At 44.3% G+C, this 15,586-nt stretch carries 17 protein-coding genes and 1 pseudogene; 7 read left to right on the top strand and 11 right to left on the bottom strand.

What is annotated here, in order from left to right; genetic code table 11:
• Positions 1-117 precede the first annotated feature (117 nt).
• Positions 118-423: a hypothetical protein gene (locus ASV53_RS16435; RefSeq protein ID WP_094957877.1), complete on the top strand. Its 306-nt coding sequence runs from the start codon at positions 118-120 to the stop codon at positions 421-423.
• 124 nt (positions 424-547) lie between these two features.
• Here the strand turns inward: ASV53_RS16435 and ASV53_RS16430 are convergent.
• The 5 genes and pseudogenes from ASV53_RS16430 to ASV53_RS16410 form a co-directional block, all read right to left on the bottom strand.
• Positions 548-719, bottom strand: a pseudogene (locus tag ASV53_RS16430) (aldehyde dehydrogenase family protein); the annotation flags it as partial.
• Between the two features lie 181 nt (positions 720-900).
• Positions 901-3,069, bottom strand: coding sequence for a cytochrome c (locus tag ASV53_RS16425; protein ID WP_094957876.1), 2,169 nt, complete (start codon positions 3,067-3,069; stop codon positions 901-903).
• On the bottom strand, positions 3,066-3,680 hold the full coding sequence (locus ASV53_RS16420; RefSeq protein ID WP_094957875.1) for a cbb3-type cytochrome c oxidase subunit II: 615 nt from the start codon (positions 3,678-3,680) through the stop codon (positions 3,066-3,068). Before ASV53_RS16420 ends, ASV53_RS16425 begins: the two co-directional genes overlap by 4 nt.
• Positions 3,681-5,090: a cytochrome-c oxidase, cbb3-type subunit I gene (gene ccoN / locus ASV53_RS16415; RefSeq protein WP_094957874.1), complete on the bottom strand. Its 1,410-nt coding sequence runs from the start codon at positions 5,088-5,090 to the stop codon at positions 3,681-3,683. It abuts the gene before it with no gap.
• 15 nt (positions 5,091-5,105) lie between these two features.
• Positions 5,106-5,465: a c-type cytochrome gene (locus tag ASV53_RS16410; RefSeq protein ID WP_094957873.1), complete on the bottom strand. Its 360-nt coding sequence runs from the start codon at positions 5,463-5,465 to the stop codon at positions 5,106-5,108.
• Between the two features lie 297 nt (positions 5,466-5,762).
• Between ASV53_RS16410 and ASV53_RS16405 the strand changes: the two genes are divergently transcribed.
• Both ASV53_RS16405 and ASV53_RS16400 read left to right on the top strand, forming a co-directional pair.
• Positions 5,763-6,338 (top strand): cyclase family protein, encoded by a 576-nt coding sequence (locus tag ASV53_RS16405; RefSeq protein ID WP_094957872.1) that lies wholly within the window; start codon positions 5,763-5,765, stop codon positions 6,336-6,338.
• Positions 6,339-6,376: 38 nt separating this feature from the next.
• Positions 6,377-7,075, top strand: a complete 699-nt coding sequence (locus tag ASV53_RS16400) for a hypothetical protein (RefSeq protein ID WP_094957871.1) — start codon at positions 6,377-6,379, stop codon at positions 7,073-7,075.
• A 64-nt stretch (positions 7,076-7,139) separates the two neighbouring features.
• Here ASV53_RS16400 and ASV53_RS16395 read toward each other — a convergent pair whose 3' ends face one another.
• On the bottom strand, positions 7,140-7,571 hold the full coding sequence (locus ASV53_RS16395; protein ID WP_094957870.1) for a DUF2000 domain-containing protein: 432 nt from the start codon (positions 7,569-7,571) through the stop codon (positions 7,140-7,142).
• 157 nt (positions 7,572-7,728) lie between these two features.
• Here ASV53_RS16395 and ASV53_RS16390 point away from each other — a divergent pair, with 157 nt between their 5' ends.
• Positions 7,729-8,169, top strand: coding sequence for an Lrp/AsnC family transcriptional regulator (locus tag ASV53_RS16390; RefSeq protein WP_094957869.1), 441 nt, complete (start codon positions 7,729-7,731; stop codon positions 8,167-8,169).
• Positions 8,170-8,219: 50 nt separating this feature from the next.
• Here the strand turns inward: ASV53_RS16390 and ASV53_RS16385 are convergent, their stop codons facing one another.
• On the bottom strand, positions 8,220-9,104 hold the full coding sequence (locus ASV53_RS16385) for a LysR family transcriptional regulator (RefSeq protein ID WP_094957868.1): 885 nt from the start codon (positions 9,102-9,104) through the stop codon (positions 8,220-8,222).
• Positions 9,105-9,258: 154 nt separating this feature from the next.
• Between ASV53_RS16385 and ASV53_RS16380 the strand changes: the two genes are divergently transcribed.
• Together ASV53_RS16380 and ASV53_RS16375 are read left to right on the top strand one after the other, a co-directional pair.
• Positions 9,259-10,173, top strand: coding sequence for an NmrA family NAD(P)-binding protein (locus ASV53_RS16380; protein ID WP_094957867.1), 915 nt, complete (start codon positions 9,259-9,261; stop codon positions 10,171-10,173).
• 259 nt (positions 10,174-10,432) lie between these two features.
• The gene (locus tag ASV53_RS16375; RefSeq protein WP_189337894.1) at positions 10,433-10,774 is read left to right on the top strand and encodes a GNAT family N-acetyltransferase; all 342 of its coding nucleotides are present in this window, start codon (positions 10,433-10,435) and stop codon (positions 10,772-10,774) included.
• Between the two features lie 72 nt (positions 10,775-10,846).
• Here the strand turns inward: ASV53_RS16375 and ASV53_RS16370 are convergent, their stop codons facing one another.
• The gene (locus tag ASV53_RS16370) at positions 10,847-12,493 is read right to left on the bottom strand and encodes an ABC-ATPase domain-containing protein (protein ID WP_094957865.1); all 1,647 of its coding nucleotides are present in this window, start codon (positions 12,491-12,493) and stop codon (positions 10,847-10,849) included.
• A gap of 191 nt (positions 12,494-12,684) precedes the next feature.
• Here ASV53_RS16370 and ASV53_RS16365 point away from each other — a divergent pair, with 191 nt between their 5' ends.
• Positions 12,685-12,924, top strand: coding sequence for a hypothetical protein (locus ASV53_RS16365; protein ID WP_094957864.1), 240 nt, complete (start codon positions 12,685-12,687; stop codon positions 12,922-12,924).
• Between the two features lie 107 nt (positions 12,925-13,031).
• On the opposite strand, the gene ASV53_RS16360 is transcribed toward ASV53_RS16365, so the two are convergent.
• The 3 genes from ASV53_RS16360 to ASV53_RS16350 are packed head-to-tail and all read right to left on the bottom strand — an operon-like array spanning position 13,032 to position 15,392.
• Positions 13,032-14,375, bottom strand: a complete 1,344-nt coding sequence (locus tag ASV53_RS16360; RefSeq protein WP_094957863.1) for an ATP-binding protein — start codon at positions 14,373-14,375, stop codon at positions 13,032-13,034.
• Positions 14,359-15,024 (bottom strand): response regulator transcription factor, encoded by a 666-nt coding sequence (locus tag ASV53_RS16355; RefSeq protein WP_094957862.1) that lies wholly within the window; start codon positions 15,022-15,024, stop codon positions 14,359-14,361. Before ASV53_RS16355 ends, ASV53_RS16360 begins: the two co-directional genes overlap by 17 nt.
• A complete protein-coding gene (locus ASV53_RS16350) occupies positions 15,021-15,392 on the bottom strand; it encodes a PepSY domain-containing protein (protein WP_239928822.1) in 372 nt (123 codons plus the stop codon). Before ASV53_RS16350 ends, ASV53_RS16355 begins: the two co-directional genes overlap by 4 nt.
• Positions 15,393-15,586 lie beyond the last annotated feature (194 nt).

Raw genomic sequence — 15,586 nt, 5'->3', positions numbered from 1 at the left:
TTTATAAAGTAAAGGCAGCTTGAAGGTAAAACCTTATAAATTTATTAATATCTTTTATGAGTTAAGTATTAATAAAAGGCGTATCATACAAGGATAATAACTGGAATCAGAGATAAAATGGATAAATTACTAAGAGCCGTGTGTATTGTGACTTTCACTTATGCATTATTGTATGTGAATAATCATTTTGGCAATGTCGAAGGCTTCCGTTTTTGGGGTGTTGGTTTACTTGCGTTGTCTATTTTTCTGTTGTTTAAAGAAAAGGTCGAATTAGTCATGGGAGGGAAGAAGCTCGGTGTTAGTTTTGAAGGTGCTGAAAAGTTACTGATTGTACTACCAATATTAATTACCGCCATCGCGATCTTACTTAAGCCGCATGATGTGGCTTGTATTGTTCATGTAAAAAGCTTTGTGTGCAATTAAGTTATGGCGTTTACATTGAGTATGTAGCGGTTTAGGAGCGTGATCACTATGGTGTATCTTCGTATATGTTCCGATAGAAAAAGAGCCCCGAGAAGGAACTCTTAAATATAAGTACTGATTTCGATTAGAAGAAACCTAGTGGATTAACACTGTAGCTCACTAGTAAGTTCTTGATAATGATCTAGCATCATTTTGTGAGTTTCACGACCAATACCTAACTTTTTGGAACCACCAAAGGCGGCATGTGCTGGGTATGCGTGGTAACAGTTTACCCATACGCGGCCGGCTTCAATACTGCATAATCATTGAGGGTGAAAATGGTCGCTACAACCCGTACATTTGCAGCGACTAATGAGCATATCACTTTATTGACATTGTTCACGAATCGCCCTCTTTATATTTTCTGGTGAGAAGTTATGTATGAAGCGCATGTTGGGCACTTTTCGTTCTTTTAAGCCAACCGACTATGACGATTAGTTACTTAATATTAATTGTATTGTCACGTCGGTCATACATATCGGGTGTGGTGTGCAACCCGCCAGCATAACCTGCGGCTTCCAAGGTCTCTCTGACTTCTCTGACGTGTTCCGCGGTGACGGGTTCATGCCTGTCACCAAGATTGGATCGGACAAAGGTGATCAGTTCAGCGAGGTTCTTATCAGACAGTACATCCTCAAAACTGGCCATGGGCATAAAGTTACGATCTTTATCAATATAGGTAGGTTGTAACCCGCGAACAGTGACGGCAATGGTATTGAACGGATCGCTGTGCATGATAATACCGTTGTTTAACAGTGTCGGTGCAATCGGTGGGCGACCTTTACCATCGTCACCATGACATGCACCGCAGGTTTGGCGGTAAGTGGCGTAGATAGGTGTTTGATAAGAGGCATCATCAAAACCTTTGGGTTGTAGTGGCACTGCATCTTTGCTGATCACGTTATTCGTATCGCCACTTAGTAGGTAATAAGACATAGACTCAACATCTTCTCGTGTCATTAGGCTTAGGCTGTTTTTGACCACATCGGCCATGCCAGCAAAGGCTGTTCCTTTATCGGAATGACCTGTGTGCAAGAAATCAGTCAATGTGGCTTCATCCCAACCATCGATAAACAGCTCATTAGCGGTGATATCGGGTGCGTTCCAACCATCAATGAGATTCCCTTGAAAAATACGCTCAGCAATTAATGCCTGTGCGATGTTTCTTGGGGTGTGACATTCAGAGCAGTGACCTAACCCCGCCACCCAGTATTTTCCTTGTTGCCATTTTTCGACATCTGCTATTTGGGCTTTCAACGCGTTAGGTACGCTGTAGTCGATAGGATTTGTGTCCATAAACACGATATTCCAGCCCAGTAACCCTAAACGAATGTTCGACGGAAACATCATGCTGTTGTCATCGTTACGACGTGAAACGGCTGTGATAGATTGCATGTATTCCCACAAGTCGAGCATGTCTTGCTCGGTGAGGTGTTGATAAGAGGTATAAGGCATTGCAGGGTAGAGATAACCGTTTTTTCCCTTACCTCGAACAAGCGCATCACGGAAATCGTCAAAGTCATATTCTCCAATCCCTTCGCTTGCATGCGGCGTGATGTTGGTAGAATAAACGGTACCAAATGGCGTTACAAAAGGCAGTCCGCCCGCAAAAGGTTCGCCACCTTCAGCACTATGACAAGCGACGCAGTCACCCGCGTAAGCGAGGTATTCACCCCGTTCGATCGCTTTTGCCTCTAATTTTGCTAACTTCTGTTGTTCTTCAAAACCTGTGTAGCGAATGTAAGCACCTAAAGCGAGTATTTCATTTTCTGTCAGTTGCTCATCAAAGGCGGGCATCAGGTTATTTAAGCCATAGTTGATGGTGTGTTGGATCTCTTCAATGCTACCGCCATGCAGCCAAATATCGTCCGAGAGGTCGGGTACACCAAGCTGTGGATTAGCGACCGAGCCGTCGGCATGGCAAGATGCACAGTATTGAGTAAATAAGGTTTTACCTAACGCCACTTTTACCTCTGGCACATCGGTATGACGCTGGTTCAGTGAAGCGAGGTAATACGATAACTTTGCCACTTCATCGGGGCGAAGTATTTCACTCCAGCCGGGCATAGCACCGTTTCGGCCTTTCGCTATAGAATGAATTATGGCTTCGTCAGTGCCGCCATATAGCCACTCTTGGTCGATAAGGTTAGGAAAATGTTTTTGTCCTTGTGCATTGTTACGATGACAGGCAGCGCAGTGGGTTTGAAACAGAACCTGTCCGCTTACGACTATTTCAGGGATTTTAGCGAGCTTGTTTAATTCGGTGCCATTTTCAGTGTCATTGATTTTAGAAAACTGCTGATCAAGGCTAGTGCGCGGTGAGCTGAGTTTATCGTCACTTTGCTGCCAATCGATAAGACCCTGCCATTCGCCTAAGCCAGGATAGAGTACGAGATAACCCGCAGAAAGCACAAATGCGATAGCGTAGCTGGTAAACAAGAGCTTTGGTGGTGGGGCATCTTTTTCTTCTATGCCATCAAAACTGCCGATGGTGTGGTTTTGATCGGCTTGATGGTTACTTCGCCAATACTTAACAATGACAGATACCATCAACACAAAGAAGATTAAGGTGAAAATTACAGCCCATAGCTCCCAAAATGCACTCATGGTGATACCTCCTGTGACGTATCTTTACCAAGGCTTTGTAGATAGCGGATCAATGCTTCCCCTTTGGTTTTCCCTCTTACCTGTAATCTTGCATCACCTATTTCTTCATCGGTATAGGGCACGCCGAGCGTTCTAAGGGTTTCCATCTTGGCACTGATATCATCGCCTGACAGTGTTTGTTCAAACAGCCAAGGGTAAGCAGGCATGATAGAGGTTGGAATAACCTGTCTTGGGTCGACAAGGTGGAGTACATGCCATTGGTCAGAATATTTTCTGCCTATATTTGTGAGATCAGGACCTGTACGTTTTGAGCTCCATAAATTCGGGAACTCATAGATATCATCGCTTTCTTGATTTGGGCGACCATTACGTTTTACTTCGGGATCAAGCGGGCGCACCATTTGGGTGTGGCATACATGGCACCCTTCGCTGATGTAGATATCTCGTCCTGCTAATTCAATAGGCGTGAAGGGTATGGCTAAGCTGCCTTTGGCAATATCATCGCCGCGAACAATGTTGGGTACGACCCAAACCACCAGAGAAAACGAGGCCACCACAAGGGTTACTATGATCAAAATGACAAGAGAGTGGGTGAAATCTTTGCTCATCATTTAGGCCTCCTTCGCGACAAGTACAGCTGGCATACGAACAGTTTTGTATAAGTTCACCGCCATAAGAAGTAAGCCAACTACAAATAGCGCACCGCCGAAGAAACGCAGGAACAACCAAGGCGCCTTGAAGTCCATAGCCTCAATAAAGCTGTATACCAGCTCGCCATTGTCGTTTTGCGCCAGCCACATATAGCCTTCCCCAATGCCAGCTACCCAGAGTGCTATTGCGTAAATGGCCACGCCAGCATGCGCTAGCCAGAAATGCCATTTAATCAGCCGCTGTGACCATAATTCGGTTTTATTCCATAACCGAGGGATGAAGTAATAGAAGACCGCGATCCCTGACATGGCGACCCAACCCAACGCGCCAGAGTGAACATGGCCAATAACCCACTCGGTGTTATGTGCCAGCATATTAAACCATCGAATAGCCAGTAATGGCCCTTCAAATGTGGCAAGGCAGTAGTAGAGAATCGCCGAGAAGAAGAACAGTAGAATATAGTCAGATTTAAGCTTCTCTTTATTTTGTAGCAAGGTCATCGCGCTGTTGAAAGCGCCCGCCCAAGAGGGAAGCCATAGGATCAGTGACATTACTATCCCGATGTTTTGTACCCAAACAGGTACTGATGAATAAATGAGGTGGTGGGTACCGGCCCAAGTGTAAAAGCCGACTAAGCCCCAAAAGTGAATAACGGATAAACGGTATGAATAAATAGGGCGCTCAGCGGCTTTGGGAATGAAGTAATAGTTCATCCCGATTACCCCCGCCGTTAGCAAGAAGCCAACGGCATTATGTCCCCACCACCATTGAACAATGGCATCTTGTGCACCTGCAAACACCGAATAAGATTTCATGGCTGACACAGGCATCGCGAGATTATTCACTATAAAGATCATAGCGATGACGATAATAAAAGCGGCAAAAAACCAGTTAGCCACGAATATATGGCCGACCTTACGCTTAGCGATGGTGCCAAAAAACAAAACGGCATACAGCACCCAAACCAGTACGATCAAGAGGTCGATCGGCCATTCTAATTCTGCGTACTCTTTTGATGTGGTGTAGCCTGCAGGTAAAGAGATAAGTGCCAATAGTAAGATGAGTTGCCAGCCCCAAAAGACCATCCACGACAGGCTTTTGTTGAATATTTCACAGTGGCCAGTACATTGCGCGATGTAAAGTGAGGTCCCCATTAAAATATTGACGACAAAGCCATAAATGACGCCAGAAGTATGAAGAGGTCTGAGCCGGCCAAATTGGAAATATTGTGAGTCGAAGTTGAGTGCTGGCCAGTACAGCTGCGCCGCGAGAATAACACCGATAGTCATGCCTGCAATTGCCCATACGAAAGATGCCAGTATGAAATACTTCACAACTTTAATGCTGTACTGCGTTGTCACCTGTTCCATAACAAGCCTCTTTGCTTAAGGTTGTGATTCATTACCGAGTTGAGAATAAAAGTAAGCGATGTCTCGAATATCTTGATCAGACAGTGCATCGGCTTGCTGTTGCATTAGCACTGCCAAGCCACTTGTGCGCTCTCTGGTTTGGTAATCTTTGAGTGACGAGATGAGATACCCCATTTTTTGGCCGCGCAGGTTAGGGTAGGGCTCTTGGGTCGAGATACCATCAGCACCATGACAAGTCATACATACTTTGGCTTTTTGTTTTCCTATTTCAAATTGTTCAGTTTCTGAGGCGATGAGAGTAGGGGAATAGACTGTCGTGGCAGCAAGTATTGAAAATGCAACTAGTGGCTTGTATTTGAAAGGATTGATACTCATCACAGCTCCTCTTATGAATGCAGGTTCATTCTTGGATGACTAAGGTTCAGCTGGCTTAGCATTGCTTGTATACGAATAAATGCTGTGTTCTTTACCTGTTCAGTACGTAGCGAGTCTTAAGGATAGATCACTTGGCTTATAAGTAGCGTTGAATTAAGCATTCTTTTGCTCTTATAGGGGGCGGGTTGGCTGATAAAACCCAAAGTCCTTATTTTGATGTTTTTTGTCTTAATGTTTGTAATGGGTTGGGTGTTAAATCGATAGAATTCTCCCCATCAACTAGAGAGGAGAACAACAGTGACTCGAGCAAATTTACATTCAAAAAACATCAGCCTTGAGATTAACGAAGATCATCCAGCTTATCAGTGGGCTAAAGCTCAAGCAGATTCAGTTAATGCTATGGGTCACATTGGTACTCACATTGATTGCTATACCAAGGTGCCGGTAGAAACGAACTACCAAACGGATGTTCATGTACTTGATTGCTCAGGCGCGATGCCGACGATTGATCAGATTGAAGGACTGGAACTGCATGGTAAGTCACTGGTGCTTTATACCGGCAATTATGAGCAAAACGGCTACGGTAATCCGAGTTATGGAGGCAAATCCACGGTACTTGATAGTGATGTTTTGGATGCGATATTGAAGCAAGAACCGAATTTCATTGTGATTGATAGCTACGGGATTGGTGCCCATGGCGACGAGCATATTTCGTTTGATAAACGTTGCGAAGCGCACAATTGCTTTGTGATTGAAAATGTTTGCCTGACTCAAGCCATGCTTAACTCAACCGTGTCGCTAGACATCAGTTTTGATCCGACATCGGCTTCAACGGGTAAGCGTTGTGACGTTATCGCGTTGAGTCAGGCGTAATTTAAACGCTTTATAGCTAATTATAGGAAGGCGTTACGATGACAATACATTGTAAGGTTGTGAGCTTAACTTACCTAAATACAAAAACACTGGCGGTTTGTTTACAAGCGGATAGAGAATTCGAGTTTAAAGCGGGGCAATATGTTTTTATTGATCTTGGCGAGAGTGGCAAACTGCCGTTTTCAATAGCCAGTATGCCGATGGGGGATTCTCGATTTGAATTGCACTTAGGTGGAATTTCAGAGCAAAGTTCTCTACTTGTGGGGGTGAAGTATCTTCAGTCGTGCTTCGAACGGGGGCACGTAGTGAAGGTTGAAACAGCCAAAGGTAATGCTTGGCTTCGAGAGACTAAAGCTAAGATCATCTTGATCGCTGGTGGTTCAGGTTATACTTATGCGCGGAGCATCTTGCAGGCAGCACTGCGCCAAGACCCAGAGCGTCATCTCACGCTTTATTGGGGGGCATACAGTGAAAGTGATTTATATGAGCATGATTATCTAATGGGATTGACGAAAGAGTACGCGAACTTTCATTACATCCCAGTGACAGAAATTACGTCAGCCGATAGCGTTACTCGCCAAGGCAAGCTATTGGATATCGTCTATCAAGATGCTGATTTTTGGGCTTTGCCTGATGTGTATATCTGCGGAAGGTATGAAATGGTGCAAGCAGCGTCTCTTTATTTAGGTCGCCAATATGAAGGTAGTTTAATGCTCTATTCTGATGCGCTGTCATAGATTTTGATAGAAACTAAAATAAATCAGGTGCGCATTTGTACCTGATTTACATGAATAAATGCATTTATTTATACAAGCTGAATTTCTTAGTGATGTTTCTAAGCGCTTCGCTATCACCAAAAAAGGCGATGCCAAGGTATTCGAGATCTTGTTCTTTGGTTTGGCTGGTGGTGCGTTGCTGAATGGTAGAGCCCCCCTCAATCATAGTATGAGTAAAATCGGTAAATTTGATGCCTTGCTCGATAGCTAGTTCACGTGCTTTCCTGATTTTGTTTGAATTATCAGCTTTCAAAATAATAAAAGGGTAATGGGACAAGCTTGGGTGAATGCCGCTGTCACCATCTTGATAATCAACAAACAGCGCTTCATTTACTTCTAGTTGGTTAGTCAGCCCAATACTTAAGTGCCCCAACACATTGAGAGATCGACCTAGTTCTGTTTTTTTGTTTAATACTGCGACAAATCGTTTTTCGTTCTCACTAGATACCGATGTCATTTGCTGTTTCCTCTTTCTGCTGCGTGCTATGCGATTTACAGTAACCAAAAGGCGTATAACCATAAGTAAGGTGTGTTTGATATTTTAATGCGCAATAAGGTAAATTTTGTTGCTATATTTGGCTTATGTATTCACCAATTCACAATAATATTAATATATGGATAGATTTGACGAGAGAATATTGCGCGAGCTTGAATTGGATGGTCGGCTGACGAACGTGGAGTTGGCTGAAAGGATTGGGCTATCAACGTCCGCGACCTTACGTCGGGTGCAAGAGCTTGAACGTAGTGGGGTAATCAAAGGTTACCGCGCAGTATTGGATAGGAATAAACTAGGAATGGGCTTTGTTGCTTACGTTACCATTGGGTTATCAAGCCATAGTAAGCAAGCTCAGCTAGCATTCGAAGAGAGCGTTAGTAGTGCCATTGAGGTGAAAGAGTGCCATAACATTACAGGTGTTAGTGAGTATCTACTGCGTATTGAAACGGCAGACTTGTCGGCTTACAAACGCTTTCACGCGGATGTGCTGGGTGAGATCCCGCAAGTGAATGCGATAACCACCATGGTTGTGATGGATAGCCCGAAAGAAGCAGGCTAAATACTATTTTCTTGATATGTTGCTAGGGTAATCATGCTTATTAGAGGCTTTTAGCCAAAAGCCTCTTCGTGCTGTTTTAAGAAATCGATTAAGGTCCTTACTCGCAGGGGCATGAGCGCCTTTTCCTGGTATACCGCGTAAATTGGAATTTGCAGATCATGTACTTCGGGTAATATCCGAATAAGCTCACCTTGTGCTAACTCTTTATTCACGGTAAAGCTTGGCATGATGGCAAAGCCTAAACTATTCAATACGAACTCTTTCACCGAAGCCGAAGTTCGTACCTGTACTTTAGGTGAGTGGGGTAATTGAGTTACTTGGCCTAAGCTGTTCGTGAGTGTTAGTTGCTTTTCGCCGTGCACAATATGATGACTGATCCAATCTAGCTTTAGCAGGTCTTCGCTGGTTTTTATCTCTTTATGGCTTGCTAGGTAAGAGGGTGATGCGCACAGCATGTCACAAAAATACCCCAATTTAACCGCGTATAAGCTGGAGTCCTCTAACGCTGATGAAGCGCGCAGGGCAATATCACAACGTGACTCAATCAAATTGCTATAGCTATCACTTTCAATAATATCGAGTTTTACCTCAGGGTATTGGCGTAGAAATTCACTCAATAAACCCACCATAGTCGTACTTGGTGTTGAAATACGAATCGTACCACTTGGTATTTGGTTGATGTCGAATGTTTCGCTATTGGCCTCTTCTGCTATTTCACTAATAGCTTTGCACTTATCGTAATATCTAGCACCTGCGTCGGTTAAAGATAGCGAACGAGTCGTGCGGTGTAATAATCGTGTACAGAGTGACTTTTCAAGCTTGGTCACGATTTGAGAAACCCGCGCTTTACCTATACCTAAGCTATCGCCTGCTTGAGTAAAAGATTGTTTTTCCGCGACTTTGGCGAACACCATCATGTCATCGAGTGAGATCATCGCTCTAGCTGTTTAGTTGTAATAAACAATGAGTTTATCTAAAGGCTAATTATCTATCAAGATGTAAACTATATAGTAGCTCCATCAACAGCGACAAGCGCTTAACTTAGTGATTTGTTTTGCTCTTATAGAATAAAGAGATGGAGAAATGAAAATGTCAGATCGTAAAATTTTAGTAACAGGTGCTTCGGGCAAACTCGGTCAGCAAGTGGTGTCTTACCTACTGAATGATTTTGAAGTGAAGCCGAGTCAATTGATTGTGACGACCCGTAACGTGAAAAGTTTGGCTATGTTAGCTGATAAGGGCGTTGATGTGCGTGAAGCGGATTTTTCAAGTCCTGATGCGTTAGAGCAAGCCTTCCTCGGCGCGCATAGTATGCTTTTGATTAGCATAGATGCCTCTGGCCCACGTACTCAAGCGCATTTAAATGCGGTTGCAGCAGCAGAAAGGGTGGGTGTTGAGCATATTGCCTATACTTCAATGCTAGCGCCTACACAGTCACCTGTAGTGTTTGCTCATGAGCATGAGGCAACTGAGCAAGCTATTCTGGATAGCACTATTGCGAATGTAACTATCATGCAAAATAATTGGTATTTCGATAACCTTCCTGACTACTACGCTAGCATTTTGCAGACGGGTCATTGGTTATCTGCCGCGGGGGAAGGACGTATCGCTCAGCTATCTCGTAAAGATTTAGCTTATGCGGCGGCAGCTGCTGTAGTCAAAGGAAGTCAGTCTAAAGGTCTGTATCAGAGTAAAGTGACACTGCCTATGCATGGCGCAGAAGCACTTACTCATGCAGAGATGGCGAAAGTCATCGACAGCGTGATAGGTACAAGTATCAATATGGTGCATTTGTCTGATGAAGAATATCAGGCGCAGCTTGAGTCATTTGGTTTGCCAGCACCGATAGTGTCACTCTGTACCACAATGGATCATCATAACCGTTTGGGATTGTCCAATGGTACGAGTGATGCGTTTGAAGCGCTGACAGGTAAGAAACCGCAAAGCTTTGAATCTTGGCTTGAAGAGAATAAAGCGGAACTACAAAAGCTCGCGAATATGTAATGGTATTGTGATACTGACAGAAAGGGGCTTTATCGCCCCTTTCTTGCATCTGAACGCTGTGAAATTTAGCTTGAGTGAATCACAGTAACCCAGCGATAACTATGCTTATGCTATCTTTGCTGGTAGCAATGAACATCCTTCACTTATACGAGAATTATATTTTATTCGAACTGACAGAAAAATTACCAAGTGGAAAAATGAGCAGCTAAAGTTAGGTGTATTTGGTGAACCGAATACGGCGAAGAGGGAATTTGCTAAGTTGGCCTTGAACGACAAACTGGGTGAAGAGGATGTTGAGTTATTTGATAGCGAGATAACCCTTTTCATTGTCAGTCCAGAACTTAAAGGCAAAGGACTAGGCCGTAAACTGATGGATCGTTACGTACATTTTTGTAAAGCCAACGGTATCGCCACTGCATTTTTATGGACGGACGTAGATTGCGATTATTCGTTTTATCAGAAGTCTGGTTTTAAGATCCATAATACCTTTAAGTCTGCCAAGCAGCATCGTGATGCAGAGCACGAAGATGGTATGAATCGACCAAGTATAAAACGACTCGTTGATAACGGCGAAGATGATAAAAAAGCGGCTCGGGATTAACCGAGCCGCTTTTTCTATTTGAGCGTTAGTGTAATGTCACAACTGAGTCTAATTCAGTATGTGTTGCCGCTGTTATTTGAATTCAGATTTGCGCATACGGTTTAGTACCGCCATCACTTCAATAACACGTGGTTTTGCTAAGTCGCCGTAGTTTGGCATCATGGCAAACCAGTCATCATTTAGCATGTCGGCAAATGCCTTGCTTGGTACTTTTTCCCAACCTTTGCCTTGAGCAAGTTGGAACCATAGCCAGCCAATAGTATGAAGTTGGCTTGAATCGGCAACTTGTTCTAGTGCTTTCAAATCTACTAATTCACGGCCAAAACGCATCGCTGATTTGTCTTTTACTTGCACACGGAATTTACCGTCTTCAAGCAATGCTTTAAGCGCGGCACGGTTCAGTGGACGAGTACGTGGACGTTGCAGTGTTTCAGTACCTTCTAGAGCACGGCGCGTCGGGTGCGAAGCGACAACTTCTTTCGCTTTTGCTGTAACGTCAACAGCTTGGTAGTTGTGCATTTGAATCACGGTATCAGCAACATCTAGGTAGTCACCAGAACCACCCATAACAAGCAATACTGAAACGTTTAGCTGGTCACGTAGCAGTGATACACGGTCCACTAACGGTGTGATTGGCTCGTCATCTTTTGCGATCAGTGCTTGCATACGCTCATCACGGATCATGAAGTTAGATGCAGATGTATCTTCATCGATAAGCAGTGCACGCGCACCGGCTTCGATAGATTCTTGTAACCATGCCGCTTGCGACGTTGAGCCAGAAGCATTTTGCGAACTGAACGATGCCGTGTCTTTACCCATTGGCAGGTTAGAGATGTACGGTGATAGATCAACGTTATGTACACAACGTCCATCTTCGGCACGAATCTTAGCTGCCGTTTCGTCAGAGACGATGTACTCACGGCCATCACCTGGAAGGTGATCGAATACTGAGCTTTCAATCGCATTCAGTAGGGTAGATTTACCGTGGAAACCACCACCAACAATCATGGTGATACCCGTTGGTACACCCATGCCGCGAACTTTACCGCGGTGCGGTGCGTCTAATTCAATCGCCAGTGATTCAGGTGCGATGAAAGGAACAGCATCAGCCAGTGGTGAATCATTGTTACCTGCAAGGCGAGGTAAAATGCTGTTATCAGCAACAAAGGCTAATAAATTATGTTCTTTTAACTGAGCTCGAAGGGCTATTTGGTCTTCAACCGCTTCACAGTGACGTTTCATTGCTTCAATATCAAGTTCGCGCGCAATGGTCGCACGGCGAATGATTTTTGGCATTGTAAAGGTAAGCAGGTTCAGTGTTTTCTTCGCAATGATAGTACGGCCGTCAGACGGTAGGTTTACGCGAAAACGTAATTCAATACCTTCGTCATCGAAAACAACAGCAGTACGATCAAGAACAGTTTGTCCCGGACGGTCAATTCTGATCCCATTTTCTTGCTGAGCAAGATCGGCGAATGCACGTGCAATAAAGTCACGTGCAGCGCGTTGGTAATCTGCAGACTGGTCTTTAAGCCATGCTAGGTCAGTTAGTGACCATGCGCGATGCGCACGAACACGAGAAGCAGGCGCGTATGGGTCTGCTTGAGTGATATCGATATAAAAGTCGAAGTCGACGAATTTGTATTCGCCACGAAGGCTAGAATAGCTGCGGTAATTGTGTCGATCGATTTTTTGTAATTTGGCTTCGAGAAGTTGCATAGTGCCTCGATATCAGTAGTTGTTCATTCTCGGGGAGGCGATACTACACCAAAGTGGTTAAATAAGCATGTGGCTTTTGTGGTAATCCGTTGAAATAAAGTATGTACAAGTTGCCACTAAGGTCTAATTGCCTGTATCGCCCTTTCGCTTATGCTGAGAGTAGACGTGAAAGCTATCAAAGGGATGTCTGTATGCTGCAAACAAGTCTATCGGTAATAGAAGTGGTTTTGATCACCATAGGTGTACTAATGATTGCGAAAAGCATGCTGCAATTTGGTCAGCGAACTCAAAACTGGCTAGGTGTGGCGACCATGTTTTTCAAGCGTGTCGGCATGGATGTGGCTGAATACCGTTGGTACCGCATGGGTGTTGCTTGCTTCGTGCTGGGCGTCGTTGTGCGTATTGTGAATTTGACGGTGTGGCCAGTTTAGTAATATAACGCAATACGTTATTGCTCAAGTAAAGCGCCGAATGCGTGCCATACATAATGAGCCTATCTTTCATCTATGTTGTAGATGAAAGATAGGGTCTATTAAGTTTAAGCCCCTCGTGGAAGAGGAAGCAGCAAATCAACCCTCAAACCACCAAGATGGGCACGAGAAAGCGTCAGTTCACCGCGATAGCTGTGGGTTAACTCATTGGCGATATTTAAGCCAAGGCCAGTACCAGGGGTTGATTCATCAAGTCGTACACCGCGTTTTAATACTTCAATACAACCTTCATCGCTAATCCCTGGGCCATCATCTTCAATCACAATATGAATGGCTTGCTCTGTATTGGGTTCCATGTAAACACGGATTAAGTTATCTGCCCATTTGTAACTGTTCTCGATAAGGTTACCAATGATCTCATCAAGGTCGCGTTTCTCAACGGCAACCAAAATATCACTCTCAACTTCATTGACTAGCACAACACCGCGCTGAGCGTAGATTTTATCCATCGCCATTGAAATAGCATCAATTCGCGCTGACGGTGGTGTTTTCGCTGCAAGGATATTTGCAGCGCCTGCCATACGAGCACGACCGAGATGATAGTCGATGTGTTGTTGTAACTGGTTGATAGTAGGCGCTAACTTTTCTCTGGCTTCGCTTGGTAGTGCAGTAACCTCATTGTTTAGAATCGCAATGGGTGTTTTTAGCGCATGCGAAAGGTTGCCCGATTGATTACGCGCCCGCTCTAGCAACTCTTGATAGTGGAATAGCAGTGCGTTTAAGTCATCAATAACTGGTTGCACTTCTTTGGGGTAATTCGCCTTGAGCTCTGTGGTATTGCCGTCACGTACTTGCTTTAAATTTGCTTGTAGCTTTTTCAGTGGTAGTAATGACCAGCTCACTTGGAGCCAAGTGAGCATTAACATACCAACCGCCATGATCAGCAATAAGATCCATAATCCGTGATTGAGCTGATGAAGCGTGTCGTTAAGACGACTCTTATCTATCGCGATCGTTAAGGATACAGGGTCATCAATATCAGGGAGGTAGATATTACGATTTACGGTGAGTAGCGCTTGGTCGTTTGGACCTGTAAAACCTTCTTCTTTATTGCCTGAAATGCGGCTATCCCACAAAGAGCGAGAACGAAGCTGGAACTGTTCGGTACTGAGTGACCAATATAAACCGCTGTAGGGTGACTGAAAACGAGGGTTAGCCATCGGAGCGGTAATGGTGATGCGCCCATTGGCGTCTGTATCGGCCAGCGCGGTTATTTCATCGAGGTACAGGTCTAGCTGCTGCTTTTCTTGATCGACTAAATATTGGTGAATAAAGTTGGGTACGAGATAACCCGCACTTACGGTAATTAATAACAGCCAAGCAGCCGCTGCAAAAAGTAAGCGGCTACGAAGACTAGCAGGTGTTCGGTTGGCCTTATTTAGCGTCGGCATTGATGCGGTATCCTAGCCCTCGAACGGTTTTGATGACATCGCCACCAATTTTACGGCGAATGCGGCCGATAAAAACTTCAATAGTATTTGAATCACGGTCGAAATCTTGCTTATAGATATGCTCAACAAGTTCGGTGCGTGAAATCACTTTGTCGGTGTTGTGCATCAGGTAAGCAAGTACTTTAAATTCTAGAGCTGTTAGATCGATAGCTTGGCCTTGCCACATCACTTTAGAAGTACGGGTATCTAGGCTTAGGCCGCTTGCTTGAATAACCGGTGAACCACTTCCAGATGCACGGCGTAACTGAGCACGTAAGCGTGCAATCAACTCAACCATTTGAAAAGGCTTAGTGAGGTAATCGTCAGCCCCTGCATTTAGCCCTTCGACACGTTGTGTGAGTTCGTTACGGGCACTTAAAATAACTACGGGCGTATTGACGTTTTCATCGCGAATACCTTTCAAAACGGTTAAACCATCTAATTTAGGTAAGCCAAGGTCAAGGACAATCGCATCCCAAGGCTCGGATGTTGAACGGTACAATGCGTCGATACCATCACCGGATAGTTCAGCAACCCAGCCATTTTGTTCTAAACCTTCGACAATTTGACCGCCTAGGGTGGCTTCGTCTTCAACAACTAAGATTTTCATTCTGTTCCCTTGATTATATTTTCAAGCTGACGCCCCGATATTTTGATAATAGAAAGCGTGCGGGCATCGTATTCGACTTTGACGATATTATTTTGTGGATCGAGTAATTTAAGCTCATAAATCCAGATGTCGTCTTCTTCTTCTAATTCAACTTTGATAATGCGGCCGTGCAATTGTCTCGCGACGGTTGATTGCAATGCAGAGAAAGATTGTATCAACCCATGTTCGACCGCTTCCATGAAGTCATCGTGATCTTCGTCTATTTCTAATCGCGGGGTGGGGGCTGCAGCTGCTGTTGCACTCACAAGGGTGACCCAGCAAAGCATTGTGCTTAATGTCAGTGACTTAATGATCTTGCTTACCTTCATAAGTACCTTCCACCAATGGATATTTATCATGTTGACTATTGTAAAGGATACAAAGTGAACTCAAAGTGAACACTTTGTTCTCATTCCAACCCAATAATTGAGTGCATTGTAATTAGTTTGATATGTGTCGCAGATCAAATTACCGCTTGCATTAATATCCGTTATAACTAAATGGTTTTAGATAAGTTATATAA

It is taken from the genome of Photobacterium sanguinicancri, assembly GCF_002265265.1.
GTDB lineage: Bacteria > Pseudomonadota > Gammaproteobacteria > Enterobacterales > Vibrionaceae > Photobacterium > Photobacterium sanguinicancri.
This window is presented reverse-complemented; position numbering and strand designations above follow the sequence as displayed.

Excerpts from the sequence above, each read along its gene's own strand:
- ASV53_RS16435 (WP_094957877.1), top strand. The coding sequence starts at position 118 with ATGGATAAATTACTAAGAGCCGTGTGTATTGTGACTTTCACTTATGCA.
- ASV53_RS16425 (WP_094957876.1), bottom strand. The coding sequence starts at position 3,069 with ATGAGTGCATTTTGGGAGCTATGGGCTGTAATTTTCACCTTAATCTTC.
- ASV53_RS16420 (WP_094957875.1), bottom strand. The coding sequence starts at position 3,680 with ATGATGAGCAAAGATTTCACCCACTCTCTTGTCATTTTGATCATAGTA.
- ccoN (WP_094957874.1), bottom strand. The coding sequence starts at position 5,090 with ATGGAACAGGTGACAACGCAGTACAGCATTAAAGTTGTGAAGTATTTC.
- ASV53_RS16410 (WP_094957873.1), bottom strand. The coding sequence starts at position 5,465 with ATGAGTATCAATCCTTTCAAATACAAGCCACTAGTTGCATTTTCAATA.
- ASV53_RS16400 (WP_094957871.1), top strand. The coding sequence starts at position 6,377 with ATGACAATACATTGTAAGGTTGTGAGCTTAACTTACCTAAATACAAAA.
- ASV53_RS16395 (WP_094957870.1), bottom strand. The coding sequence starts at position 7,571 with ATGACATCGGTATCTAGTGAGAACGAAAAACGATTTGTCGCAGTATTA.
- ASV53_RS16390 (WP_094957869.1), top strand. The coding sequence starts at position 7,729 with ATGGATAGATTTGACGAGAGAATATTGCGCGAGCTTGAATTGGATGGT.
- ASV53_RS16385 (WP_094957868.1), bottom strand. The coding sequence starts at position 9,104 with ATGATCTCACTCGATGACATGATGGTGTTCGCCAAAGTCGCGGAAAAA.
- ASV53_RS16380 (WP_094957867.1), top strand. The coding sequence starts at position 9,259 with ATGTCAGATCGTAAAATTTTAGTAACAGGTGCTTCGGGCAAACTCGGT.
- ASV53_RS16370 (WP_094957865.1), bottom strand. The coding sequence starts at position 12,493 with ATGCAACTTCTCGAAGCCAAATTACAAAAAATCGATCGACACAATTAC.
- ASV53_RS16365 (WP_094957864.1), top strand. The coding sequence starts at position 12,685 with ATGCTGCAAACAAGTCTATCGGTAATAGAAGTGGTTTTGATCACCATA.
- ASV53_RS16360 (WP_094957863.1), bottom strand. The coding sequence starts at position 14,375 with ATGCCGACGCTAAATAAGGCCAACCGAACACCTGCTAGTCTTCGTAGC.
- ASV53_RS16355 (WP_094957862.1), bottom strand. The coding sequence starts at position 15,024 with ATGAAAATCTTAGTTGTTGAAGACGAAGCCACCCTAGGCGGTCAAATT.
- ASV53_RS16350 (WP_239928822.1), bottom strand. The coding sequence starts at position 15,392 with ATGAAGGTAAGCAAGATCATTAAGTCACTGACATTAAGCACAATGCTT.